Source organism: Tildeniella sp. (assembly GCF_059505325.1).
The window spans coordinates 79,457-104,175 of sequence record NZ_JCACKI010000005.1; the positions used below are offsets into that span (position 1 = coordinate 79,457).

Below are 24,719 nucleotides of genomic sequence, written 5' to 3' on the forward strand. Positions count from 1 at the left end.
AGCGATCGCTCAGAAATGTTTCACTCAACGTAGCATCTCTGCGCCCTGAGCAAAACAGGCACAGAAAGCGTATGGCACCCTCATAAAGATGCACTATCTTTGAGAAGGCGGACTTTGGGAACACGGATCGTATCTAAGACAGAAGAATCAGTACACAAAGATTAGGCACATAGAGGAGCAAAGCTGATGAACTGTTTGCTAGTTGGTGGGCTGCTAACAATGACCGTGCTTGGAATGTCTGGAGCGGCTTTCGCACAAACCAATGCTTCTGACCCGTCTTCTGTAAGAACTCAGAGTGCCCCCCTGGTAACTCAGCCAGCGTCAGTCAACCAAATGCCAGGTTCTAGTCGTCTTGCGGCACCCTACACATCCGATCAACTGAACAGCACGTTGGGCGTTCTCCAGGCAAATCCCAAAGCTGCAACCCCTGCACCAACGGGTTCGATCGAATCTCTCATCCAACGGTTTTCCAACGCTGATCGTAAGCCGACTGCGATCGACCCGATCGATTTCTTTAAGCCCCCTGCCCTAGATGGCGGGGTGAAGATACCACTTCAGTAGAAATCAGCTTTATCGTCAAGCAGATGGCTGTAAGTTTTGAGTAAATAGTCAGGTTTGCGTGAAGTGATGACGTAGCCAATAAAAATCAGCATGACTGAAGCAGACGCGATCGGTACCGAAAATGGTAAATAAAGCAGATGGCGACGATCGTGCTGCACCATCTTGCGGATGCGATCGAAAAAGATGTCTATTTTGCCCTGGAAACTAGAAGTGGGATCGCGATCGTCCAGTGCTGTTTGAGCCGCCTTTGGTTTGGCTGTTTCGCTACCCGTCTGGGCTGACAAGCGCTGCTGCCAATAGTAATCATGCCCAATCAATAAAAAGCGCCAAAAGAAGTGAGACAGGTCACTTGGGGGAGCATGGGTTGCTCTGGCTAGAGGCTGTCGCCAAATGGTGTAACCGTACCGTTTTAGCGCGTGTGCATGGATCACGCAGTTGCCTCGATACAACGGTAAGTCGGCTGGAATAGGCTGTTGCAGTAAGAACTCGCGCCGAAACGCTACGTTGTTGAGAAAGTATTGGGCTGTTGGCGCTAATGCGTGCTCTCCCGAATATTGCGGAAAGATGTAGGTCAGCGCCATGGCTGTGCCGTAGATACCAACGCCGCGAGTCGTTGTTTCGCCAGCCACAACCTGGACATCATTGTCTGACGTAAATGGCATCAAGAGCGATCGCAGCCAGTCCGGCTCATAGGCACAGTCAGAATCACCATAGACAACGACTTGCCCAGTAACCTGTGCTGCCCCCAGCATCTTTGCTTTATAGTAGCCAGTTGAAGAGGGTGCTTGGTGGACTTGTAGCCAGGGATAGCGATCGCACAGTTGAGCTAACAATTGAGCGGGTGTATTGCCACTGTCAACGATCAATACCTCGTTGGCAGCCGTTAGCGGTAACTCCTGCTGTGCCAGTGATGCCAATGATTGCGACAACCCGTCGAGATCAGCGTTCGCTAGATTTTCGGTTTCCAGTACCAGGGAAAAACTCAGTCGTTCTTCGATTGGGGCTATACTAACTGACTGCATTGGCTACTCCTACGCAGCGGTGGGATAGGGTTCATTTAGCGAAAGTTCAGTTTCAGCTAAGGGGCTGTAAAAAATAATGTTATGGACTTTAGCGGTCAGCGGTCAGCCCATGGTTTAGAGCTGATAGCTGATAGCTGATGGCTACTTTGAAAGTGTGCAGTTATTTTTTAACAAACGCTAAGTATCTTCTTACCGTCTGCTGAGTTTAAATAGTGTTCATGCTTGATTTTCGATCCTAAATTGACAGAATAATAGGATTCAGTGTTCTTCAGTGTAAAGTTTATTTTGTTTCAGAGCACTCTCTGTGGCAAAGCCTAATGACAGCTAATGAGTTTGATTGTTTTTCTCTTGCATTCTTCCTGGTGGATGGTAACGATCGCTATTCTGACGGGTTTCGTTAGTGGCGGCAGCACAGCCAGTCTGATCGCGCTGATTAGTCGATCGCTCAGTCAGGGGTCGTTGCATTCGCTGACCACGATCGCATGGGTGTTTGTGGGTTTGTCGCTGATTGCATTGGTCACGAGCGTTCTTTCACAACTGATGCTGATCCAGTTGGCGCAACAGGCAGTGTTTCAATTGCGCCTCACCCTCAGCCGTCAGATTCTCAACTCTGAGCTTGCCCATCTCGAAAAATTAGGCGCACCGCGTCTGCTGGCAACGCTGACGGATGACGTACAAGCCGTGACTGATGCGGTGCGTTTGGTGCCTTTTCTCTGCATTGATCTTGCTACTGTGGCTGGTTGCCTAGTTTATATCACCTGGCTTTCCTGGCAAGTCTTTTTTCTTGTTGCAGGGCTGACGATCGTCGCGCTTAGTAGCTGTAGTTGGCTGCTTCGACAGGGTAATCAACTGCTGGCGCGTGCGCGTGAAGAGCAGGATCACTTGTTTCAGCACTTTCGTACCGTAACGGAAGGAACAAAGGAATTAAAACTGCATTTCTGGCGACGGCAGGCGTTTTTGCAAGAGGATTTGCAGCCAACCGCGGCTGCCTTTCGCCGTTATAGCATCCGTGGGCTGGTGCTGTTTGCGGTGACAGCCAGTTGGGGCAAGCTGATCTTTTTCTTTGCGGTTGGGTTTGTGCTGTTTGCGTTACCCAAATTTATGACGCTCGATCCACAAACCGTTTCGGGTTATGTGCTGACGTTTACATACCTGATGCTGCCGATGGATCGTCTGGTGAGTCAACTGCCAACGATTAGTCGCGCTGGGGTGGCGCTCAACAAAGTTGAATCGTTAGGGTTGTCTTTGGCGAGTCGGGCAGAGTCAACAACGGTGCCAGAACCTGTCTGCGAAACCTGGCAAACGTTGACGCTCAAGAACGTCATTTATACGTATCAAATTGAGCAGGACGATGCCTGCTTTGCCTTAGGACCGATCGACCTGACGTTGCAGCGGGGTGAGATTGTCTTCATTGTGGGTGGTAACGGGAGTGGCAAATCGACCTTGGCAAAGCTGATTACAGGGCTGTACACTCCAGAAATGGGTGAAATTTATCTGGATGGGCAATTAATCACTGCCGATCGTCGGGAATGGTATCGCCAGCATTTTTCGGTTGTGTTCGCCGATTTTTACCTGTTCGATCGGCTCCTGGGTTTAGATCAAGACGACCTTGACCTGCAAGCACAGCGATATTTGCAGCGCTTACGCCTCGATCGCAAAGTGACCGTGACTCAAGGCAGGCTCTCGACGACAGCGTTGTCTCAAGGTCAGCGCAAGCGGCTGACGCTGCTCACTGCTTATCTGGAGAACCGCTCCATTTACGTTTTTGATGAATGGGCAGCCGATCAAGATCCAACGTTTAAAGATCTTTTTTATACGGAGTTTTTGCCGCAGCTACAGAAGCAAGGAAAGACGGTGCTTGTGATTAGCCATGATGACCATTACTTTCATTTGTGCGATCGTGTCCTCAAACTGAACTATGGACAGATTGAATCACACCAGCATCATGAGTCACCAGCTAACTGACAAGATTAATCTTTTACTTTCTGAAAACCTTTAAAAGCGCTTACTGTTCTACTGGTTGTCTTGAGCACAACGTAAGGCACTATCTAGCAACTGTTACCAGGGTCTTGAGCCACTTTCTCTGTTTAGAAAAATCTTTGCAGCGATTGTCGTGAACCGCTAAGGTACAAACGCCAAACGGGGCTATGGTTCAACAGTGCGGGTTGCGTCTACAAAGACGCTACAGGTAATGTCCTTACAGACACTCAACTTCACAGACGTTTACTAATTCTCTTTAGCGAGGCAACTCTTTAACTGTTCGTGTCAAACGCCAAGGAACGATGATTACGCTTCTGGAACTCTTGCTTGTTTTTTTAATCGGCGGTTCGATTGTTTTTTATCTTGCCTGTGCCGTTTTTACTCACCAGTTTTTTACAACTACGACCCAGCGCGTCAGCACAGTAGAGCACTTCAAGCCACCTGTATCAATTCTTGTACCTGTTTGCGGTCTGGACGCTGGAGCCTGGGATAACTGGTCGTCTCTTTGCCTACAAGCGTATCCCAACTACGAAGTGCTATTTGGTGTGACCGATCCACACGATCCAGCAATTCCGATGCTGCAAAAGATTGTGGAAGCCTATGGCGATCGCGCGCGTTTGTTCTACGGTTTAGAGCCACGCGGCATTAACTATAAAGACAGCAACCTCAGTTACCTGCTGGAGGAAGCTCGTCATGAGGTCATTATCTTTGCTGACAGCGATATTCGCGTTCATGCGGAATATATTCACACCGTTACGGCTCCTCTGGCGGATGAAAAAGTGGGACTGGTGACGTGTGCGTTTATTGGCTATCATCCCCAGTCGTTAGGAGCCGCGATCGCGTCGTTTGGTCGCTGCTTTGACTTTATTCCTAGCTTGCTGATTGCCCGCACGATTGATAAGGGGTTGCGCTGTGCGGTCGGCGCGACGATCGCAACCCGTAAAGCCACTCTCGCCAGCTTTGGTGGACTACACTTTAACCGGATCGGCTCTGACTATAACCTGGGCAAACGAGCCGCTCAAGCAGGCTACCGCATCGAGCTGTCCCTGTATGTACTGGAGTCAGATACGGGGCAGGAGAGCATGGCACAGGTCTTACAGCGAGAGTTACGCTGGGCAAGAACGATTCGCTTTAACCGAGGCGCTCAGTATTACAGCATGATTTTCTGCTACGGCACTGCTTACTGTTTCCCCTTGCTGCTGGTGTCGGGGTTTGCCGATTGGGCGATCGCGCTTAGCTGTGCCACCTTCACCGTTCGCTATATTCAAGTGCTGATTGCTATCTCTAGCATCCACTGTCTCAAGCTCTTACCCTGGCTCTGGGCGCTCCCTCTACGGGATGTGCTCAACTTCTTTGTCTGGTTCGCAGGAGCGTTTGGTCAGGGCATTTACTGGCGTGGGCGGCAACTGCGCGTTGAAGGTGATGGTCTCATCACTCAATGGTAGTAGGGACGTTACACCCAACGCCCCTACGACGATACTCTACAAGCTCGATAGTACCGCCTGTGCTGCCTCCAGGGTAGCGTCAATGTCCTCATCTGTATGTGCCAGTGAGGTGAAGCCTGCCTCAAACTGGGAGGGCGCTAGATAAACCCCGCGTTCTAACATCCCGCGATGGAAGCGGCTGAACTTACCTAAGTCGGACAGTTTAGCGTCTTCGTAGTTATGAACTGGTCCCTCAGTGAAGAAAAAGCCAAACATACCGCTGATTTGCCCACCACAGGCAGCATGTCCAGCAGCTTTAGCAAGTTTCAGCAGCTCGTTTGCAAGTCGTTTGGTGACGCGATCGAGCTGTTCATAGGTACCAGGCTGCCGCAACAGTTCCAGCGTTTTGATACCAGCCGTCATTGCCAGAGGGTTGCCTGACAAAGTGCCTGCCTGGTACATGGGTCCGGCGGGGGCAACCATTGCCATGATATCTCGCCGTCCACCGTAGGCACCCACGGGTAGTCCACCACCAATAATTTTGCCGAGGGTGGTCAGATCGGGAGTAATGCCAAACTTCTCCTGAGCGCCGCCGTAAGCAATGCGGAAGCCCGTCATGACTTCATCAAAGACCAAAAGCGCACCGTGTTCGCGGGTAATCTCCTGTAAGCCTGGCAGAAAGCCTGCGTCCGGTGGGATAAAACCTGCATTACCGACGATCGGCTCTAAAATTACCCCAGCGATCGCACCAGGGTTCGCTTCAAACAACGCTTTGACCGCTTCCAAGTTATTGAAAGGAGCCGTGAGCGTGTTGTCGGTCGTCGATTTGGGGACACCAGGAGAGTCAGGGAGACCCAGAGTCGCTACGCCTGATCCCGCTTTTACCAGGAACATATCAGCGTGACCGTGGTAACACCCCTCAAACTTGATGATTTTCTCGCGTCCGGTAAACGCACGCATCAGGCGTAAAACCGACATGCACGCCTCTGTCCCAGAGTTGACAAAGCGTACCATTTCAATGCTTGGAACGGCATCAATGACCATTTCGGCAAGGACATTCTCCAGGCTGGAGGGCGCACCAAAGCTGGTACCTTTCTCTAGCGCCTCGTGCAAGGCTTTGAGCACAGTGGGGTGAGCATGACCGCAGATGGCGGGTCCCCAGGTGCCAATGTAGTCGATGTAGCGATTGCCATCGACATCCCAGGCATACGCTCCTTTAACATGGTCGAAGACGATCGGCTGCCCCCCCACTGACTTAAAGGCACGCACAGGGGAACTCACACCGCCGGGCATCAGCTTCTGAGCCGCGGCAAAAATTTCTTCTGATTTGGTGGTATTCAAGCTACTGGTAATCAAAATTAACTCCTTAACGTTCACTGGACTGTTTTTTCACTTTCAGGAAAGATCAGCCTAAAGATGGTGTGCCATTTTTGATGGCGACTTAACATGCCATTATCTCATTTGCAATTGCACGGGCTAACGATTATGTCGTATTTAACAAATCAAGACTTGCCCACTGGTGTCCGCGATCGGCTGTCTGAAGCATCGCAACATCTGTATCGGGTCGCTTTTAATTCAGCGATTCAGTGGTACGGCGAGGAGACCAAGGCACACAAGATCGCCTGGAACGCTGTGCGGAATCAACTATTTAACCCTAACAGCGCCATTCTCAACTAGATTGGGCTATAGCAATCAGCCCTGCGATGAGTCCGTCTGTAAGTCGCCAATCAACTGAGCGAGTTCGTCACTGCTGGCTCGGTAGACGTTGCCGCAAAAGTCACAAATGGCTTCTGCACCGTTGTCTTTTTCAATCATGTCTTGTAGCTCTGTGGCGCTAAACAGCTTCAGTGCATTGAGCGCGCGATCGAACGAGCAGCGGCAGTGGAACCGCACAAGCTGCACCTCTGGCAGAATTTCTAGACCCAGATCGCCCAGCAGCTCCTCAAAGATGTCGGGCAGCGTTTTACCTTCTTGCAGCAAGGGTGTGAAGCCTGAGAGTGATGAAATGCGGGACTCCAGAAGCTCTACCAAGGCATCGTCGCTGGCAGCCTTGGGCAGTACCTGAATGAGTAAACCACCAGCAGCCGTGACTCCATCCGCTCCAACAAACACGCCTAAGACAAGCGCTGAGGGTGTTTGCTCGGATGCCACTAAATAATGCGTTAAATCGTCGCCAATTTCGCCTGACACTAACTCTACAGTGCTGGAGTAGGGGTAGCCATACCCGACATCCCGCACCACATAGACATATCCATCCGCACCAACCGCGCCGCCTACATCCAGTTTTCCCCTTGCATTAGGCGGCAGCTCGACTGTAGGATCACCCACATAGCCACGCACGGTGCCATCCAAGCCAGCGTCAATGAGAATGCCGCCTAAAGGTCCATTGCCTCGGATGCGAATGTTGACTCTTGATTCAGCCCGCTTCATGTTTGATGCCAGTAGCAATCCAGCGGTCATGGTGCGCCCCAGTGCTGCTGTAGCAACATAGGAAAGGTTGTGCCGCCGTCTGGCTTCTTCGGTCAGGCGAGTTGTAATCGCTCCCACAGCACGGATACCACCCCCGGCGGCGGTTGCGCGAATTAGCTGATCAGCCATGAAAATCCCTTACGTTTCTTAATAGTCTTCCTTATCTATTCTAAGATGCCAGATGCCGGACGTTTGAAGAAGCTGTGGGAGCAAAAAGCTAAATGCCAGTTGTGTTTGCCGACGCTCACGTTTGGCATACTGAAGGAGTCCTTTTTGCGATCGCCCTTTACCGATGCTTGGTACCTTTCAGCAAAGTAGCCTCCGAATCGAAGTCGCAGCTTCAGAGCAAATTTTACGGCAGAGCCTGACTGACTCAGCCAAACTACAGCAGTGGTTATCGCCGTTGCGGTTAGACCAAGGGCTGCCCGAACAGCTCCATCCAGGGTTAACGTTTACGAGTTGGGCTGGACCGATCGCGATTCAACAGGTTGTCGATCGAGTGGAGTTAAACAGTCTACGGTTGCTGTTGAGCAGAGGTATCGACGGCTTCCACGAATGGTATTGGGGTGACGGCTGGGTGCAGTCTCGTTTGGAGGGCATCTCGCTTCTACCGCTAAACTTGGCACAGACTGCTAGCTTGCTGAGACTCCGGCAGTTTCTCTCATCGTGAGTCTGTCCTGATCTCTGCAGAACAGCGGGGATCGAGGGCTATCCCAAGTGGACGATCAAGGGCAAGACACATGAGGGAACGCAAACGCTTACCGGTCTTGCTAATGCCTCTGGCTACAAGGGAGCGCGCAATTTCTAGACATCATTGCTAGACATTGTTACCGTCATTTACGCATCTGGATTGAGATTCCCCCGAACGCGCAGACGAACGGATGCAGCATGGGAATGTAACCCTTCTGCTGTAGCAAGCACGTCGATCGCGCCTGCCACTTTTTGTAAAGCGGTCTGGGAATATTGCACCAGACTCGAATACTTCATGAAGGTTTCTACACTCAGAGCTGAGGCGTAACGGGCGGCACCAGAGGTCGGTAAGGTGTGATTTGGACCTGCTAGATAATCTCCTACCGCCTCAGGGGTAGAATAGCCCATGAAAATAGCCCCAGCATGACGAATCTTGTCAAGTAATCCCCAGGGGTCAGCAATTTCTAACTCTAAGTGTTCGGGGGCAAATTCGTTGGACAACGCCGCTGCATCGGCGAGCGACTCAACGACGACGACTAAGCCGTAGTGAGCGATCACCTTTTCGGTGAGTAACCGTCGGGGATGGTCAATCAACTGACGCTCGACCTCATCTACGACCTTGCGCGCTAAGACAGAATCATCTGTTAACAAGATTGCGGCTGCCATTTGATCATGCTCTGCCTGCGCCAGCATATCAGCCGCAACATGGGCTGGATTAGCGGCTTTGTCGGCAATGATTAGCACTTCTGATGGACCTGCCAACGAATCAATGCCCACAATTCCATAAACTAACTTTTTTGCCAGCGTGACGTAGATGTTACCAGGTCCGGTAATCACATCCACTTTAGGAATGGTTTCCGTGCCGTAAGCAAGCGCTGCGATCGCCTGTGCACCGCCAACACGGTAGATTTCTTCTACACCTGCTTCTTGCGCCGCCACCAACACCGCTGGATGGATCATTTTCTCAGAACCAGGCGGTGTCACCATGACGATTCGAGGCACACTAGCAACCTTCGCAGGCACAGCATTCATCAGCACAGTACTAGGGTAAGCTGCCTGTCCGCCTGGCACGTACAAGCCAGCGCAATCCACAGGCGTGTAGCGCTTACCTAACACGACCTCATCGTCAGCAAATTGCACCCAGCTCTTGGGCATACGCTGACGGTGAAAGTCTTCTATTTGCCGACAGGCAAACCTGATAGCAGATAGAAGCTCTTTAGAGACCTGCTGATAAGCCGCATCTAGTTCGGAACCGCTGACACGCAGTTCTTCGGACTTGAATGTCAGCCGATCGAACTCGGCAGTGTAGTGGAGAACGGCTCGGTCTCCCTGGCGCTTCACGGCTTGAAGCACTTCCCGTACCGTCGCCTCTTTATGAACGACCTGATCATCGTAAATGCGATCGCAAATCCGTCGCAATTCGGTTCGTGCCTCAGCCCGCTGAGTGATGATTCGCAGCATGGAGTAGGAATGCCAGTCTTAAGAGATTGCCTAGCGAGAACAGAAGTCAATCAGCACCGCAGAAACCGTTGGATAGCAGACTTATCTGTAATCGCTACTCTAGCTTAACCTGGATTTTTTGGGGATCACGTTATCCTCAAGAGGAGATGCTATGATTATTTATCTGGCGTGTAGCACGCTTGGTTCAAAACACTCAATAGAAAGGTTCTCAAGATTTACTGTGGCTAACATCAAGTCTGCTATCAAGCGCGTTGAAATTGCTGAACGCAATCGCCTACGGAATAAGAGCTACAAGTCAGCGGTCAAAACCCTGACGAAGAAATACCTAGCAGCTGTGAGTAAGTATGCAGCAAGCCCTAGTCCCGAGCTGGAGCAAGAAGTTCGCAAGAGTCAGGCTGCTGCATACAGCAAAATTGACAAAGCGATCAAGCGAGGCGCGTTGCACCCCAACACTGGTGCCCGCAAGAAGTCACTGATAGCGCGGACGTTGCAAAGACACGAAGCGCCCCGGTCTGTATCTTGAGAAAAGCATTTGGGTTGCCACTAGGTTGGTGAACGATGGTTTTTTGCTGTTTATGTTGACTATCAGCCCCTGACTTTTACGCTCATGCAGCTGATTGATACCCATGTCCACATCAACTTTGACTCCTTTCAGTCCGATCTAGATGCTGTTGCTACTCGATGGCGAGACGCTGGCATCGTACGTTTGGTTCATTCCTGCGTTGAACCGTCGGAATTTTCAGCGATTCAAGCTCTGGCTGATCGTTTTCCGGAACTCTTTTTTGCAGTCGGACTTCATCCACTAGATGTCGAAGCAAAATGGATCACTGGATCTGTTGATGAGATTCTGGCACTCGCCCAGTCTGATACGCGAGTTGTTGCGATTGGCGAGACAGGGCTTGATTTCTTTAAGGCAAGCAACTGTGAGCAGCAACAGCAAGCCTTTGAAGCGCAGCTAGCGATCGCTCAACAGCTTTCACTTCCAGTAATTATTCACTGTCGTGATGCGGCTGAACCAATGGCAGCGATGCTTCAGAACTTCTGGCATCAGCACGGTTCTGTAAAGGGTGTTATGCACTGTTGGGGCGGTACGCCAGAGGAAACCCAGTGGTTTCTCGATTTAGGGTTTCTCATGAGCTTCAGTGGAACAGTGACGTTTCCAAAAGCAACGCAAATTCACGAATCGGTCAAAATGGTTCCGAGCGATCGCCTGCTGATTGAAACTGATTGTCCCTTTTTAGCGCCTGTGCCTCAACGAGGGAAACGCAATGAACCCGCCTATGTAAAGCATGTGGCTGAGCAAGTTGCTCGGCTGAGGCAAGTATCTCTAGCTGAGCTGGCAGCGCAAACCACTCAAAACGCCTGCAAGCTGTTTCGCTTGCCGCAGCCTGACTCATCGTCTGTTGTGAGTGAGATACCCTTGCTGCTGCGCCAATAAGGAGAATCACGCATGATACTGTTGACTGAGTCGCCAATCTTTGCTAAAGATTTGCCCACAAAGTGGGTTTTTCTGCGCCATAATAGATGAGGACTTATATATTGAATGACTAATCGCCTTGATCGAGCACGTCTTTCGCTCCAAAATCACCTCATTCTTCGTTGTTGGAGTCGTTGCCTGTTAAAGGGTGCTCTAGCATTTTCTGTTCGGGACGTTTGCTGACACAATGCGCTTCGCGTTTATTAAAGATTCATGGGAGACTGCTCTGAACCGTCAACCGCCAACTTAGCTGAATAACTTGTCTCTTGGGTTCTAGCTGGAACCCAAGCATTTTGTATTGACGTTTTTGTACAAACCACGTAAAATCTGGGACTCGCGCTGGGCGTGACCCCTTCGAGGAGACGCATGACTAAGCAGATTTATACCCCCCCCGCCTTTACGTTGCCAGACCTAGTTGAGATTCAGCGGGCAAGCTTCCGCTGGTTTCTTGAAGAAGGACTGATTGAAGAACTGGATAGTTTCTCCCCCATTACAGACTACACGGGAAAGCTGGAACTACACTTCTTAGGCAAAGACTACAAGCTAAAGCGCCCCAAGTATGACGTGGATGAAGCGAAGCGGCGAGATAGTACTTATGCGGTGCAGATGTATGTGCCGACTCGTTTGATCAACAAAGAAACGGGCGAAATTAAGGAGCAAGAAGTCTTTATTGGCGATTTGCCACTGATGACCGATCGCGGTACGTTCATCATCAACGGTGCGGAGCGCGTGATCGTCAACCAGATCGTCCGTAGCCCTGGTGTGTACTACAAGTCGGAAACCGATAAAAACGGTCGTCGTACCTACAACGCCAGCTTGATTCCTAACCGGGGTGCATGGCTGAAATTTGAAACCGATAAAAATGATCTGGTGTGGGTTCGCATTGATAAAACCCGCAAGCTATCGGCTCAAGTGCTGCTCAAAGCGCTTGGCTTGAGCGACGGTGAAATTTTTGATGCACTGCGTCACCCTGAGTACTTTCAGAAGACGATCGAAAAAGAAGGACAGTTCGGCGAAGAAGAAGCGCTGATGGAACTGTACCGCAAGCTGCGTCCAGGTGAACCGCCCACGGTTTCTGGTGGTCAGCAATTGCTCGATTCGCGCTTTTTTGACCCCAAACGCTACGACTTGGGTAAAGTGGGTCGCTATAAGCTCAACAAGAAGCTGCGGCTGAATGTGCCAGAACCAACTCGTGTGTTGACCGCGCAAGATATCCTGGCAGCGATCGACTATCTCATCAACCTGGAATTTGACATTGGCAGCATTGATGACATCGACCATTTAGGCAACCGTCGTGTGCGATCGGTCGGCGAACTGCTGCAAAACCAGGTGCGGGTGGGTCTCAATCGTCTGGAGCGTATCATCCGAGAGCGGATGACCGTTTCCGATGCTGAGTCTCTTACACCTGCGTCGTTGGTCAACCCGAAACCGTTAGTTGCGGCAATCAAGGAGTTCTTTGGCTCCTCTCAGCTTTCTCAGTTCATGGATCAAACCAATCCTCTGGCAGAGCTGACCCACAAGCGTCGTCTCAGTGCCCTTGGGCCCGGTGGACTGACGCGGGAACGCGCAGGCTTTGCGGTGCGAGACATTCATCCCTCTCATTACGGTCGGATCTGCCCGATCGAAACTCCAGAAGGTCCGAACGCTGGCTTGATTGGGTCTTTGGCAACCCATGCGCGGGTGAATGCCTACGGCTTTATCGAAACGCCCTTCTACCCGGTAGAAGCTGGGCGAGTGATCAAAGATCTTCCTCCCGTCTATATGACTGCTGATGAAGAGGACGACCTGCGTGTCGCAGCGGGCGATGTCACGATGGATGAAGATGGCAACATTTTGGGTGAAACGGTGCCTGTGCGCTATCGGCAAGAGTTTACCACCACCACCCGCGATGAAGTGGATTACGTAGCGGTTTCGCCAGTACAGATTATCTCTGTAGCAACGTCGCTGATTCCCTTCCTGGAGCATGACGATGCCAACCGGGCACTCATGGGTTCAAACATGCAACGGCAGGCAGTGCCCCTTTTGCGCCCCGAACGTCCATTGGTCGGTACTGGCTTAGAAGCACAGGCAGCGCGTGACTCTGGAATGGTCATTGTGAGCCGTACCGATGGTGAGGTGACGTATGTCTCCGCCGATCGCCTGCGAGTTCGCAATCCTGAAGGACGCGAAATTGAATACCAGCTCCAGAAATATCAGCGTTCTAACCAGGACACGTGCTTAAACCAACGTCCGATCGTGTTTGTCGGCGACAAAGTGGTGACTGGTCAGGTGCTGGCTGATGGCTCCGCGACCGAAAAAGGTGAACTGGCACTCGGACAAAACATCCTGGTTGCCTACATGCCCTGGGAGGGCTACAACTACGAAGATGCCATTCTGATTTGTGAGCGACTGGTTTCCAACGACACGTACACCTCGATTCACATTGAAAAATTTGAGATTGAGGCACGGCAAACCAAGCTTGGACCGGAAGAAATCACCCGCGAAATTCCCAACGTTGGCGAAGACTCTCTGCGTCAGTTAGACGAAACAGGTATCATCCGCATTGGTGCGTGGGTAGAAGCAGGAGACATCCTGGTTGGTAAAGTGACCCCTAAAGGTGAATCTGACCAACCGCCTGAAGAGAAGCTGCTGCGTGCCATCTTTGGTGAAAAAGCCAGAGATGTGCGTGACAACTCTCTGCGCGTTCCCAACGGTGAGAAAGGTCGAGTTGTAGACGTGCGTGTGTTCACTCGCGAACAGGGAGACGAACTACCGCCTGGAGCCAATATGGTGGTGCGAGTCTACGTGGCACAGAAGCGCAAGATCCAGGTCGGCGACAAGATGGCGGGTCGCCACGGCAACAAGGGCATCATTTCCCGCATTTTGCCGACTGAGGATATGCCCTACCTGCCAGACGGCACCCCTGTAGACATTGTGCTCAACCCTCTGGGTGTACCCTCCCGGATGAACGTAGGGCAGGTTTACGAGTGCTTGCTGGGATGGGCAGGCGAGAACCTGGATGTACGGTTCAAAGTCGTGCCGTTTGACGAAATGCACGGGGAAGAAAAGTCACGCGAGACGGTTCATGGGAAGCTGCTTGAGGCAAGCGAGATTCTGGCAAAAGACTGGCTGTTTGACCCAGAAAACGCTGGCAAAACGCTGGTTTACGACGGGCGCACTGGCGAAGCGTTCGATCGCCCCATTACCGTTGGCAAAGCATACATGCTGAAGCTGGTGCATTTAGTAGACGATAAGATCCACGCCCGTTCGACGGGTCCCTACTCGCTAGTGACGCAGCAACCTCTGGGTGGTAAGGCGCAGCAAGGCGGTCAGCGCTTTGGTGAAATGGAAGTCTGGGCACTGGAAGCATTCGGTGCAGCCTACACGCTGCAAGAACTGCTCACGGTGAAATCGGACGATATGCAGGGACGTAACGAAGCGCTAAATGCGATCGTCAAAGGTAAAGCCATTCCTCGACCCGGTACACCAGAATCCTTCAAGGTGCTGATGCGTGAGTTACAGTCACTTTGCTTAGACGTGGCGGTGCATAAACTCGATACCAGAGAAGATGGCACCAGTCGCGACAGTGAGGTTGATCTAATGGCAGATGTTAGTAGCCGTCGCGCACCCTCCCGACCGACGTACGAGTCCATTTCGAGAGATGAGATCGACGAGAGTGACGAGTAGTGACGTGGTTAGTTGTTGGTTGTTAGCTGTTAGTCTTTGCAAGCACCGATCTGCAAGTACCCACAGCTAGCAACTGGCATCTAAACGCAAGCCTGCCTTTTTCTAACAACTAGCAACCAAAAACTAAGAACTGATATAAGGAAAGACACGATGCCAAAGCTAGAGCAGCGGTTTGACTACGTGAAGATTGGTCTGGCTTCTCCAGAGCGAATTCGTCAGTGGGGAGAGCGCACACTGCCGAACGGGCAGGTTGTTGGTGAAGTAACCAAGCCGGAAACCATTAACTACCGAACGCTGAAGCCTGAAATGGACGGGCTGTTCTGCGAACGGATTTTTGGTCCCGCTAAAGACTGGGAATGCCACTGCGGCAAATACAAGCGAGTGCGTCATCGGGGCATTGTTTGTGAGCGCTGCGGCGTAGAAGTGACGGAATCCCGTGTGCGACGACATCGTATGGGCTATATCAAGCTGGCAGCTCCGGTTGCTCACGTTTGGTACCTCAAAGGTATTCCTAGCTACATGGCAATTTTGTTAGACATGCCGTTGCGGGATGTGGAGCAGATCGTTTACTTCAACGCCTATGTCGTATTGACTCCTGGCAACGCAGAAAACCTCACCTACAAGCAACTGCTGACTGAAGACCAGTGGATTGAAATTGAGGACGAACTCTACAGCGAAGACTCAAAGCTTTCGGGCATTGAGGTGGGCATTGGTGCTGAAGCGCTTCAACGTCTTCTACAAGATATCGATCTTGAAAAAGAAGCGGAGCAACTGCGCGAGGAAATTGCGACCTCCAAAGGGCAGAAGCGAGCCAAGTTGATCAAGCGCCTGCGAGTCATTGACAACTTTATTGCGACTGGTTCGCAGCCTGACTGGATGGTGCTGTCAGTGATTCCGGTGATTCCTCCTGATCTGCGCCCGATGGTGCAGCTAGACGGTGGACGCTTTGCAACCTCTGACCTGAATGACCTGTATCGTCGAGTCATCAACCGGAATAATCGCTTGGCGCGCCTGCAAGAAATTCTGGCTCCCGAAATCATTGTTCGTAATGAGAAACGGATGCTTCAGGAGGCAGTGGATGCGTTAATTGATAACGGTCGTCGCGGTCGCACAGTGGTTGGTGCTAACAACCGTCCTCTGAAGTCTCTCTCCGACATCATTGAAGGGAAGCAGGGACGGTTCCGCCAAAACTTGTTGGGTAAGCGGGTAGACTACTCTGGACGATCGGTCATCGTGGTCGGTCCAAAGCTGAAAATTCATCAGTGCGGGTTACCAAGGGAGATGGCGATCGAGCTGTTTCAACCGTTCGTCATTCATCGCCTGATCCGCCAAGGCTTGGTTAACAACATCAAAGCGGCGAAGAAGCTGATTCAGCGTAACGACCCAACCGTCTGGGATGTACTGGAAGAGGTCATTGATGGGCATCCCGTCATGCTAAACCGAGCACCCACTCTACACCGCTTGGGTATTCAAGCGTTTGAACCGATTCTCGTCGAAGGACGTGCGATTCAGCTTCACCCGCTGGTTTGCCCAGCCTTCAACGCTGACTTTGATGGTGACCAGATGGCAGTGCATGTGCCGCTGTCGATCGAATCCCAAGCAGAAGCACGTTTACTGATGCTGGCATCGAACAACATTTTGTCGCCAGCGACAGGACGACCGATCATCACGCCGAGTCAGGATATGGTGTTGGGCTGCTACTACCTGACAGCAGAGAACCCAGATGCAAAATCAAATGGCGATCGCTACTTCTCTAGCCTGGAAGATGCCATCACTGCTTACGAACAGAAGCAGGTAGACCTCCATGCCCATGTGTGGGTGCGCTTTGATGGCGAGGTTGAGACAGATGAACCGGATCATGACGTGGTGGAAGAGCTAACGTCAGACGATGGCGCGATTACCAGGATCTACAAGTTTCGGCGATCGCGGCACGATGCGGACGGCAAGCTGATCTCGCAATACATTGAAACGACTCCGGGACGGATCATCTACAACAAAGCAATTCAAGATGCTTTGGCGGTTTAAGGCGATTTTAGATCAGTGATTTCAGCGTGTGGCGCTTGGTAAAGGTGCCGATCGCCCTGCTCTGAGATCTGGAATTCATTCATGGGAGAGGCGGGACAACTCATGGTAGAGCAAAATAATCAACCAGTTTTTCGTAACCGTGTTGTAGATAAAGGGCAGCTTCGGAAGTTGATTTCCTGGGCGTTCACTACGTACGGCTCGGCTCGTACAGCTCAGATGGCAGATCAGCTCAAAGATTTGGGCTTTCGCTATGCCACTAGAGCAGGGGTTTCAATCAGCGTCGATGACTTACAGATTCCTCCCAGCAAGCGCAAGCTCTTAGAAGCAGCAGAGGAAACGATTCGAGTCACGGAAGAGCGCTATACGCGAGGCGAAATCACTGAGGTTGAGCGGTTCCAGAAGGTCATTGATACCTGGAACGGTGCCAGTGAAGAGCTGAAGGATGAGGTTGTACGGCATTTCCGGTCGAACAATCCGCTTAACTCAGTGTATATGATGGCATTTTCTGGCGCACGGGGAAACATCTCTCAGGTACGGCAACTGGTTGGTATGCGCGGTTTGATGGCAGATCCGCAGGGTGAAATCATTGACTTGCCCATTAAAACGAACTTCCGCGAAGGGCTAACGGTCACTGAGTACATTATTTCGTCTTATGGCGCGCGTAAAGGTCTGGTAGATACAGCGCTGCGAACAGCAGACTCCGGCTATCTCACGCGTCGATTAGTCGATGTCTCTCAGGATGTCATTATTCGGGAATTGGATTGTGGCACCCAGCGTGGCATTCCCGTTCGGAGCATGATGGATGGCGATCGCGTCCTCATCCCCCTGAAAAACCGCTTGCTCGGTCGAGTCGCAGCGGAACCCATGGTGGATCCCACCACAAGCGAAGTCATCGTCGAGCGCAACCAATCCATCACGGATGAAATGGCTGACCGCATCGGGAAGGCGAAGCTGGAGGAAGTGATCGTGCGATCGCCGCTGACCTGTGAAGCCACACGATCGGTGTGTCAGCACTGTTACGGTTGGAGCTTGGCGCACGCCCACATGGTCGATATTGGTGAAGCTGTTGGGATTATTGCCGCACAGTCGATCGGTGAACCGGGCACCCAGCTCACCATGCGGACATTCCACACAGGCGGCGTGTTCACTGGCGAAATGGCACGTCAAGAGAAAGCACAGTTTGACGGCACACTGAAGTTTCCCAAGAAGCTGCGTATTCGTCCCTACCGCACTCGTCACGGTGAAGATGCGTATACCGTCGAGTCTGTGGAAGCTAGCTCTAAGATCACCCTCGATAACAAAGACGGGCGGCAGCAAACCTTCTCTGTACTACAAGGTGCAACGCTACTTGTCAAAGATGGTCAAAAGGTTAAAGAAGGGCAGATTCTAGCAGAAGTGCCGTTGACCGGACGCGCTCGTAAAACGACGGAGAAAGCGGCTAAAGACGTTGCCTCTGACATGGCAGGGGAAGTCCAGTTTGCCGACCTTGTGCCAGAGGAGAAAAAAGACCGTCAGGGAAACACAACCCGCATCGCACAACGAGGCGGTCTGGTCTGGATTCGCTCTGGTGAAGTGTATAACCTACCCCCTGGTGCTGAGCCGATCGTCAAGAATGGCGATCGTATTGATGCCGACGGCGTGATTGCTGAAACCAAGCTCGTTACCGAGCACGGTGGAGTCGTACGCTTACCCGCAGACGCAGACGGCAAAGGCGGACGAGAAGTGGAAATCATCACCGCATCTGTCTTACTTGATGAAGCAAAAGTGCGGGCAGAGAGCTATCAAGGGCGTGATCATTACCTGATCGAAACCAACTACAACCAGCTCTTCTCGCTCAAAGCCACTCCAGGTACCAAAGTCACCAACAATCAGGTCGTGGCTGAACTGATTGATGACCAGTATCGAACTCAAACAGGCGGCATCATCAAGTACTCCGGCGTTGAAGTTGCCAAACGCGGTAAAGCAAAGCAGGGGTACGAAGTCGTCAAAGGCGGCACGTTGCTATGGATACCTGAAGAGGCACACGAAGTCAACAAAGACATTTCACTCTTGATGGTGGAAGACGGTCAATACGTCGAAGCTGGCACTGAAGTCGTGAAAGACATCTTCTGCCAAAGCAACGGTGTCGTCGAAGTCACCCAGAAAAATGACATCCTGCGCGAAATCGTCATCAAACCAGGCGATCTGCACATGGTGGATAACCTGGACAACATCATCACGAAGGAAAGCATTCTGGTGAACCCTGGTCAGACCGTCATGGAGGGGTTGACCGTTGACGAGCTGCGTTACGTTGAGTACGTTGAAACACCTGAAGGTCCAGCCTTACTGCTGCGCCCAGTCACCGAATTTACGGTTCCTGACGAGCCTTCGGTGCCCAGTCAAGAGTCGACCAATGAGGAGTCAGGACGCTCTATCCGTTTGCGGGCAGTGCAGCGTATGCCCTATAAAGACGGTGAGCGGGTCAAATCGGTTGAAGGTCTAGAACTGCTGAAGATTCAGTTAGTACTAGAGATTGGTCAGGATGCTCCTCAGCTTGCAGCCGACATTGAGCTGATGCCCGACGAAACTGACTCTGAGACGATGCGGCTACAGCTTGTGATCCTGGAATCGCTAGTGATTCGTCGTGACATTGCGGCTGACCCAACTCAAGGTCCGACAAAAACGCGTGTTCTGGTCAAGGATGGCGACCAGATTGCACCTGGAGCGGTTGTTGCTCGCACCGAGATTCTATGTAAAGAGGCAGGTGAAGTACAGGGGATTCGAGAGGCAGCCGAAGCCATTCGCCGGATTCTCGTCGTGCGGACGGCAGACATGGTGACGGTACCGACAAAGAACAAACCACCCACTGTCAAAGCAGGCGATCTGCTAGTAGCGGGTGCTGAACTTGCTCCTGGTGTCGCATTGCAAGAATCTGGTCAGGTCGTCAGCGTTGGAGATGCGGAGGTCACGCTCCGCCATGCACGTCCGTATCGGGTATCGCCCGGAGCCGTACTTCATATTGACGACGGAGACTTGGTGCAGCGAGGCGACAACCTGGTCATTCTGGTGTTTGAGCGCACGAAAACAGGCGACATCATTCAGGGTCTACCCCGAATCGAAGAACTACTGGAAGCGCGTAAGCCTAAAGAAGCTTGTGTATTGGCAGCGCGACCGGGCACTGCTCAAGTTGTCTATGGCGATGACGATTCGGTGAAGGTCAAGGTGATTGAAACCGATGGCGTGATTGCTGAATACATTATTGGTCCCGGACAGAACGTGATTGTTTCTGATGGACAGGATGTGCTGGCAGCGGAACCGCTTACTGATGGTCCTGCGAACCCGCACGAAATTTTGGAGGTCTTCTTCAAATACAGACGTGAAAGCGATGGCGTACACGATGCGGCGCTGGTGAGTCTACAAATGGTGCAGACGTTCCTTGTAAACGAGGTGCAGTCGGTGTATCAGTCTCAAGGGGTTGATATTTCGGACAAGCATATTGAGGTTGTGGTGCGCCAGATGACCTCGAAAGCGCGAGTTGATGACGGCGGCGATACAACGATGCTGCCGGGTGAACTTGTGGAGCTTTACCAAGTGGAGCAAGTTAACGAAGCGATGGCAATTACAGGTGGCGCACCAGCAGAATATACACCAGTGCTGTTAGGCATCACGAAGGCATCGCTGAATACAGATAGCTTTATCTCAGCGGCGAGTTTCCAGGAGACGACACGGGTACTCACGGAGGCGGCGATCGAAGGTAAGTCTGACTGGCTGCGCGGCTTGAAGGAAAACGTGATCATTGGACGCTTAATCCCTGCTGGCACAGGATTCAACGCTTACGAAGAGCAAAGCAGCCCTGACGTGGATCTTTCCTACGACGGCATTGGCGTGTTTGACGATGATGCGGATCTAAAGGATGTCGTTCTGGACGATCGCACCGCTCGTTCTTACGGCTTAGACAGCTTTGATGAACGCCCCAGCTACACCTTCGATAACTTTGGGGTGGCAGCTACCGTTGATGCCGAGCCGTTTTCACCGATCCTGGAAGACGATGACCTCATCAGCGATGATGTGGACGATGTTGAGGTCGATGACGTGGACATCGACGTGGATGACGAATAAAACCTGAGGGCTGAACTTCTGGTGCTTAAAGGGGTGCGGCGATCGTCGCACCCCTTTAGCGTTTGAATGAGCATAGTCACGATGAAACTTAACGCGTCGCTGACTCAGGTATTGAAGGGTTAGCTAACGGCAAAGCCATCGTGTTGGCGTTTCAACTCACTCCCCGCTGAATTGCCTCACGAATCTCCTCTAGAGCAATATCCGCTTGATCCGACTTTGCGTAAATAAGTAACAATAAGACCGATCGCTCAGACAGAATCTGATAAATCACCCGATACTCACCACTTTTACCCGTAGGAATATCGCTATTTCGGATTCGTTCTTTTAGCACGACATCATTCAGTCCTACAATGCGATCGCCCTGAAAATCACCCAATTCCAATGCTGCCAGGAAGGGCTGAAGATCGGGCTGAATGTGACGATAGCGTTTGGCTAATCCCTTTAAGCGTCGGAGGAATGGGGCTGAAAATAAAATCTCAACCTTGTCCAACTCACTCATAAACTTGATCCCAAAGTTGCGCGATCGGAAACACCTTACCTGCCCGGGACGATCGCACGGACTCCTCTAAATCCGACAAGATGCGCGCGTTGGGTTCATCTTCGTCGAGCGCATCAAGCCCGCTTTCCCTCCGCTCCAAAGCCATCAGAATCTGCTCCCAAAGCGCGATCGGTACGACTACACCGATCTGCGCGCCTTGACTATCGGTGACATACTGAACCAACTGCTGGATGTCTTTGGCTGACATGGAAGTAACTTGTCCTAACGACCATTGCTTCTCACCATAAACAATTTCGGAGCATGGCATGAATGGAGTGATGGACTGCGATCGCTCACCGTTGTACATTCACCATTCGACTGCGCTAGACGCAAAAAGTCTGACCCCAAACTCAATGTCTGGGTAGTTGTTGGTAAGCAAAAGTTTTGCGCTTCTAAGCTCTGTTGGGCTTTGAGGAGACGTTCCCGTTGTTCAATTGATGCAGCCATTGAAGTATCAGCTCATGAACCTCCGATTGATGGCGAGACACTTATCAATCAAGTTTTAGAACGATTCCAGCAAGCAAAGCAGGCATGAGCCGCTACGTTATCAACAGTCTCGCCAGTCGAGATCTGGACGAAATTGCTGACTGCTTCGCTGAACATAGCCTGGAAGCAGGTGAACGATTTTTTCGCTCCTTCGACCGCAAGTGTTAACACCTTGTTGTTTTCCCAAACAGTGGCAAAAGCTATGCTGCTATCCGCCCTGGACTGAGAGGGATAACTCTAGAAGGCTATGTCATTTTCTATAGGCTTTTGGATGATGGAATTGAAATTCTGCGCGTTTTGAGCGGTTGTCGCAACTTTCCCTCGCTTTTCAAGGAGTCCGATTAAAATGTTGTTTTGTTACCCTACAAGATGGTCGGTTGAATGCTCGAAATCCCTGGAGCAAGCGTGGCAGTCAAACGCGCTGGAGCGAAGCATTGGATGATCGCGATGTGGATGCTGATGTTATCTGTAGCCACGCAACTAAGCCAATGATCAGTCCTGACGATCGAATTGTCATCCTATTGCATGAGAGCGTTCTTGGCACACAGGGCAAAACGGGGCTGGCGATGCTGCGGTATAGCGAAGCCGACATTGTCGCGGTCATCGATCGCGCCACCGCTGGTTTATCAATCCCTGAGCTAACGGGTATTCCACGCGATGTGCCGATCGTGGCATCGGTGGCAGAGTCACTTACTTATCAACCAGATGTGCTGGTCATTGGTATTGCTCTATTGGGTGGTGTTCTGCCTGAAGATTGGTATCACGATGTGCAGCAGGCGATCGCGGCTGGACTCTCGATCGTCAACGGCTTACATACACCCTTAAACCGCGATCCAACGCTTCAAGCGCTACTCAAACCGGGACAGTGGATCTGGGATGTGCGGCAGGAGCCAATGAACTTAACGGTTGGCACCGGACAGGCTCGGCTGCTCTCCTGTCTGCGGGTACTCACGGTTGGCACAGATATGAGCGTCGGCAAAATGTCTACCAGTTTGGAGCTTCACCACGCTTCTGTGAAACAAGGGCTGCGATCGCAATTCCTCGCCTCTGGACAAGCTGGCATGATGATTTCTGGCAGCGGTGTTCCCCTGGATGCAATTCGGGTTGATTTTGCGGCAGGAGCGGTGGAACAACTGGTGATGCAGGCGAGTGACGATCGCGATATTTTGCATCTTGAAGGTCAGGGTTCCTTACTTCATCCTTCTTCAACTGCAACATTGCCCTTACTTCGAGGCAGTCAGCCGACTCATTTAGTGCTGGTGCATCGAGCGGGACAAACGCACATTCGTAATGCGCCCCATGTCCAGATTCCGCCTCTCTCTGAAGTGGTGAGCTTATACGAAGCGGTTGCGACCGCAGCAGGAGCCTTTGCTCCTGCACGAGTTGCCGCGATCGCGCTTAATACCGCGCATCGATCCGATGAGGAGGCTCAACAGGCGATCGACCAGGTACAGCAAGAAACCAATCTGCCCTGCACTGACCCCGTCCGTTTCGGTGCTCAACTGTTGTTGGAGGCTATCTGGACATCGTGACGATCACCATCCTTTTATTCGTCGTCCACTGTGAAATAGCGATCGAGAAAATTGAGCGCATGGTTACGTAACTCGAAATATTCGGGGGACTCACGAAGCTGTTGGCGATCGCGAGGGCGAGGAAACGGGACTTCGAGGATTTCGCCAATTGTGGCAGCAGGTCCGTTCGTCATCATGACAATCCGGTCAGACATATAAAGGGCTTCATCAACGTCATGAGTCACCATTAGCACTGCCTGACGATGACTCTCCCAGATCTTTAACACCTGTCGTTGGAGTTTGCCGCGAGTCAAGGCATCCAGTGCGCCAAACGGTTCATCCATCAGCAGCATTTTGGGGCGAATTGCCAACGCACGAGCAATGCCCACTCGCTGTTTCATACCACCCGAAATCTCATCGGGGTATTTGTGCGCGGCGGCTGTTAGGTTCACCATTGCCAGATGCTCATTGATAATCTGCGCTTTTTCCGCCCTGGAGACACTTTCAAGCACTTCATCCACTGCCAGCCGCACGTTGTCTCGTACTGTGAGCCAGGGCAGAAGGGAGTATTGTTGGAACACCATCATGCGATCGCACCCTGGCTTGCGAACTTCTTTTCCTTCCAGCGTTACCAGTCCAGAGGTCGATCGCTCCAGTCCTGCCACAATTTTTAGCAGTGTCGATTTACCACAACCAGAGTGCCCAATGAGGCAAATAAATTCGTCTTCTCTCATGGTGAAGCTGATGTCATTTAAGACAACGAATTCACCGCCATCAGGAGTCGGATAGGCTTTGGTTAAGTTTTCGATGACCAGAAACTCAGAATTAACAGGCTTATGCGGGTTTGTATCAGAAGAGTACAACGTCGATTTGGTCATGATGGCTCCTTGGGTGAAAAGGGATGGGAGTGGGGAGTGGGGAGTGGGGAAGCAGAGGAAGCAAGGGGAGCAGGGGAAGCAGGGGAAGCAAAGGGAGTGGGGAGTGGGGAAGCAGAGGAAGCAAGGGGAGCAGGGGAAGCGGAGGAAGCAGAGGAAGCAAGGGGAGCAAGGGAAAATTTGAATTGAAGAAGTGGTTGGTTGCAAAGCCCTGCGGGTATGTCAGCAAAGTTACGAGCCATGCGATACCCGTTTCACTTGCCCTTGTGATTCTTGACTTCTGACTCTCTACCCCATATAAAATCTTGTGGGACGATTGGCGCGAATTTCAAAGCTGTTGAGGTAGCCAATGGGATCGCTGGGATCAAACCCTTTTTTGTCGATAAATACGTCGGGGGGTTCGACCTTAAAATCATCCTGCGGACAGGCAATGCCT

At 51.7% G+C, this 24,719-nt stretch carries 18 protein-coding genes and 2 pseudogenes; 12 read left to right on the forward strand and 8 right to left on the reverse strand.

Annotated elements, in window-relative coordinates:
- Positions 1-186 precede the first annotated feature (186 nt).
- Positions 187-561, forward strand: coding sequence for a hypothetical protein (locus tag AC5JO6_RS02475; RefSeq protein ID WP_496079454.1), 375 nt, complete (start codon positions 187-189; stop codon positions 559-561).
- Here the strand turns inward: AC5JO6_RS02475 and AC5JO6_RS02480 are convergent.
- Complete coding sequence (locus AC5JO6_RS02480; RefSeq protein WP_496079455.1) at positions 555-1,583, reverse strand: glycosyltransferase family 2 protein; 1,029 nt, start codon at positions 1,581-1,583, stop codon at positions 555-557. The genes AC5JO6_RS02475 and AC5JO6_RS02480 overlap by 7 nt on opposite strands.
- Before the next feature lie 327 nt (positions 1,584-1,910).
- Between AC5JO6_RS02480 and AC5JO6_RS02485 the strand changes: the two genes are divergently transcribed.
- Both AC5JO6_RS02485 and AC5JO6_RS02490 read left to right on the forward strand, forming a co-directional pair.
- Positions 1,911-3,548, forward strand: coding sequence for a cyclic peptide export ABC transporter (locus AC5JO6_RS02485; RefSeq protein ID WP_496079456.1), 1,638 nt, complete (start codon positions 1,911-1,913; stop codon positions 3,546-3,548).
- A gap of 317 nt (positions 3,549-3,865) precedes the next feature.
- Positions 3,866-5,008: a glycosyltransferase gene (locus AC5JO6_RS02490; RefSeq protein ID WP_496079457.1), complete on the forward strand. Its 1,143-nt coding sequence runs from the start codon at positions 3,866-3,868 to the stop codon at positions 5,006-5,008.
- Positions 5,009-5,044: 36 nt separating this feature from the next.
- Here AC5JO6_RS02490 and hemL read toward each other — a convergent pair whose 3' ends face one another.
- Positions 5,045-6,343: a glutamate-1-semialdehyde 2,1-aminomutase gene (hemL, locus tag AC5JO6_RS02495; RefSeq protein WP_496079458.1), complete on the reverse strand. Its 1,299-nt coding sequence runs from the start codon at positions 6,341-6,343 to the stop codon at positions 5,045-5,047.
- 129 nt (positions 6,344-6,472) lie between these two features.
- Here hemL and AC5JO6_RS02500 point away from each other — a divergent pair, with 129 nt between their 5' ends.
- Entirely contained in the window at positions 6,473-6,664 is a 192-nt protein-coding gene (locus AC5JO6_RS02500; protein WP_496079499.1) for a ChaB family protein, read from the forward strand.
- A gap of 15 nt (positions 6,665-6,679) precedes the next feature.
- Here the strand turns inward: AC5JO6_RS02500 and hslO are convergent, their stop codons facing one another.
- The gene (gene hslO, locus AC5JO6_RS02505) at positions 6,680-7,585 is read right to left on the reverse strand and encodes an Hsp33 family molecular chaperone HslO (protein ID WP_496079459.1); all 906 of its coding nucleotides are present in this window, start codon (positions 7,583-7,585) and stop codon (positions 6,680-6,682) included.
- Positions 7,586-7,748: 163 nt separating this feature from the next.
- Between hslO and AC5JO6_RS02510 the strand changes: the two genes are divergently transcribed.
- Positions 7,749-8,126 carry a hypothetical protein gene (locus tag AC5JO6_RS02510; protein ID WP_496079460.1) on the forward strand — a complete coding sequence of 126 codons (378 nt, stop codon included), beginning with the start codon at positions 7,749-7,751 and terminating at the stop codon, positions 8,124-8,126.
- A gap of 167 nt (positions 8,127-8,293) precedes the next feature.
- On the opposite strand, the gene hisD is transcribed toward AC5JO6_RS02510, so the two are convergent.
- The gene (hisD, locus tag AC5JO6_RS02515) at positions 8,294-9,607 is read right to left on the reverse strand and encodes a histidinol dehydrogenase (protein ID WP_496079461.1); all 1,314 of its coding nucleotides are present in this window, start codon (positions 9,605-9,607) and stop codon (positions 8,294-8,296) included.
- 220 nt (positions 9,608-9,827) lie between these two features.
- Between hisD and rpsT the strand changes: the two genes are divergently transcribed.
- The 4 genes and pseudogenes from rpsT (at position 9,828) to AC5JO6_RS02535 (ending at position 20,873) form a co-directional block, all read left to right on the forward strand.
- On the forward strand, positions 9,828-10,130 hold the full coding sequence (gene rpsT, locus AC5JO6_RS02520; protein WP_496079500.1) for a 30S ribosomal protein S20: 303 nt from the start codon (positions 9,828-9,830) through the stop codon (positions 10,128-10,130).
- A gap of 84 nt (positions 10,131-10,214) precedes the next feature.
- Entirely contained in the window at positions 10,215-11,045 is an 831-nt protein-coding gene (locus AC5JO6_RS02525; RefSeq protein ID WP_496079462.1) for a TatD family hydrolase, read from the forward strand.
- Positions 11,046-11,450: 405 nt separating this feature from the next.
- Positions 11,451-14,750 carry a DNA-directed RNA polymerase subunit beta gene (gene rpoB / locus AC5JO6_RS02530; RefSeq protein WP_496079463.1) on the forward strand — a complete coding sequence of 1,100 codons (3,300 nt, stop codon included), beginning with the start codon at positions 11,451-11,453 and terminating at the stop codon, positions 14,748-14,750.
- 150 nt (positions 14,751-14,900) lie between these two features.
- A pseudogene (locus AC5JO6_RS02535) lies at positions 14,901-20,873 on the forward strand (DNA-directed RNA polymerase subunit beta').
- A gap of 151 nt (positions 20,874-21,024) precedes the next feature.
- Here the strand turns inward: AC5JO6_RS02535 and AC5JO6_RS02540 are convergent.
- The 3 genes from AC5JO6_RS02540 to AC5JO6_RS02550 are packed head-to-tail and all read right to left on the reverse strand — an operon-like array spanning position 21,025 to position 21,858.
- Positions 21,025-21,372: a type II toxin-antitoxin system RelE/ParE family toxin gene (locus AC5JO6_RS02540; RefSeq protein WP_496079464.1), complete on the reverse strand. Its 348-nt coding sequence runs from the start codon at positions 21,370-21,372 to the stop codon at positions 21,025-21,027.
- Positions 21,365-21,619, reverse strand: coding sequence for a hypothetical protein (locus AC5JO6_RS02545; protein ID WP_496079465.1), 255 nt, complete (start codon positions 21,617-21,619; stop codon positions 21,365-21,367). Before AC5JO6_RS02545 ends, AC5JO6_RS02540 begins: the two co-directional genes overlap by 8 nt.
- A 14-nt stretch (positions 21,620-21,633) precedes the next feature.
- A complete protein-coding gene (locus AC5JO6_RS02550; protein ID WP_496079466.1) occupies positions 21,634-21,858 on the reverse strand; it encodes a hypothetical protein in 225 nt (74 codons plus the stop codon).
- A gap of 222 nt (positions 21,859-22,080) precedes the next feature.
- Here AC5JO6_RS02550 and AC5JO6_RS02555 point away from each other — a divergent pair.
- Both AC5JO6_RS02555 and AC5JO6_RS02560 read left to right on the forward strand, forming a co-directional pair.
- Positions 22,081-22,242: pseudogene (locus tag AC5JO6_RS02555) on the forward strand (type II toxin-antitoxin system RelE/ParE family toxin); the annotation flags it as partial.
- A gap of 143 nt (positions 22,243-22,385) precedes the next feature.
- Positions 22,386-23,429, forward strand: coding sequence for an N-acetyltransferase DgcN family protein (locus AC5JO6_RS02560; RefSeq protein ID WP_496079501.1), 1,044 nt, complete (start codon positions 22,386-22,388; stop codon positions 23,427-23,429).
- Between the two features lie 14 nt (positions 23,430-23,443).
- Here the strand turns inward: AC5JO6_RS02560 and AC5JO6_RS02565 are convergent, their stop codons facing one another.
- Entirely contained in the window at positions 23,444-24,286 is an 843-nt protein-coding gene (locus AC5JO6_RS02565) for an ABC transporter ATP-binding protein (RefSeq protein WP_496079467.1), read from the reverse strand.
- A gap of 9 nt (positions 24,287-24,295) precedes the next feature.
- On the opposite strand from AC5JO6_RS02565, the gene AC5JO6_RS02570 reads away from it, so the two are divergent.
- On the forward strand, positions 24,296-24,472 hold the full coding sequence (locus tag AC5JO6_RS02570) for a hypothetical protein (protein WP_496079468.1): 177 nt from the start codon (positions 24,296-24,298) through the stop codon (positions 24,470-24,472).
- Positions 24,473-24,719: the final 247 nt, after the last annotated feature.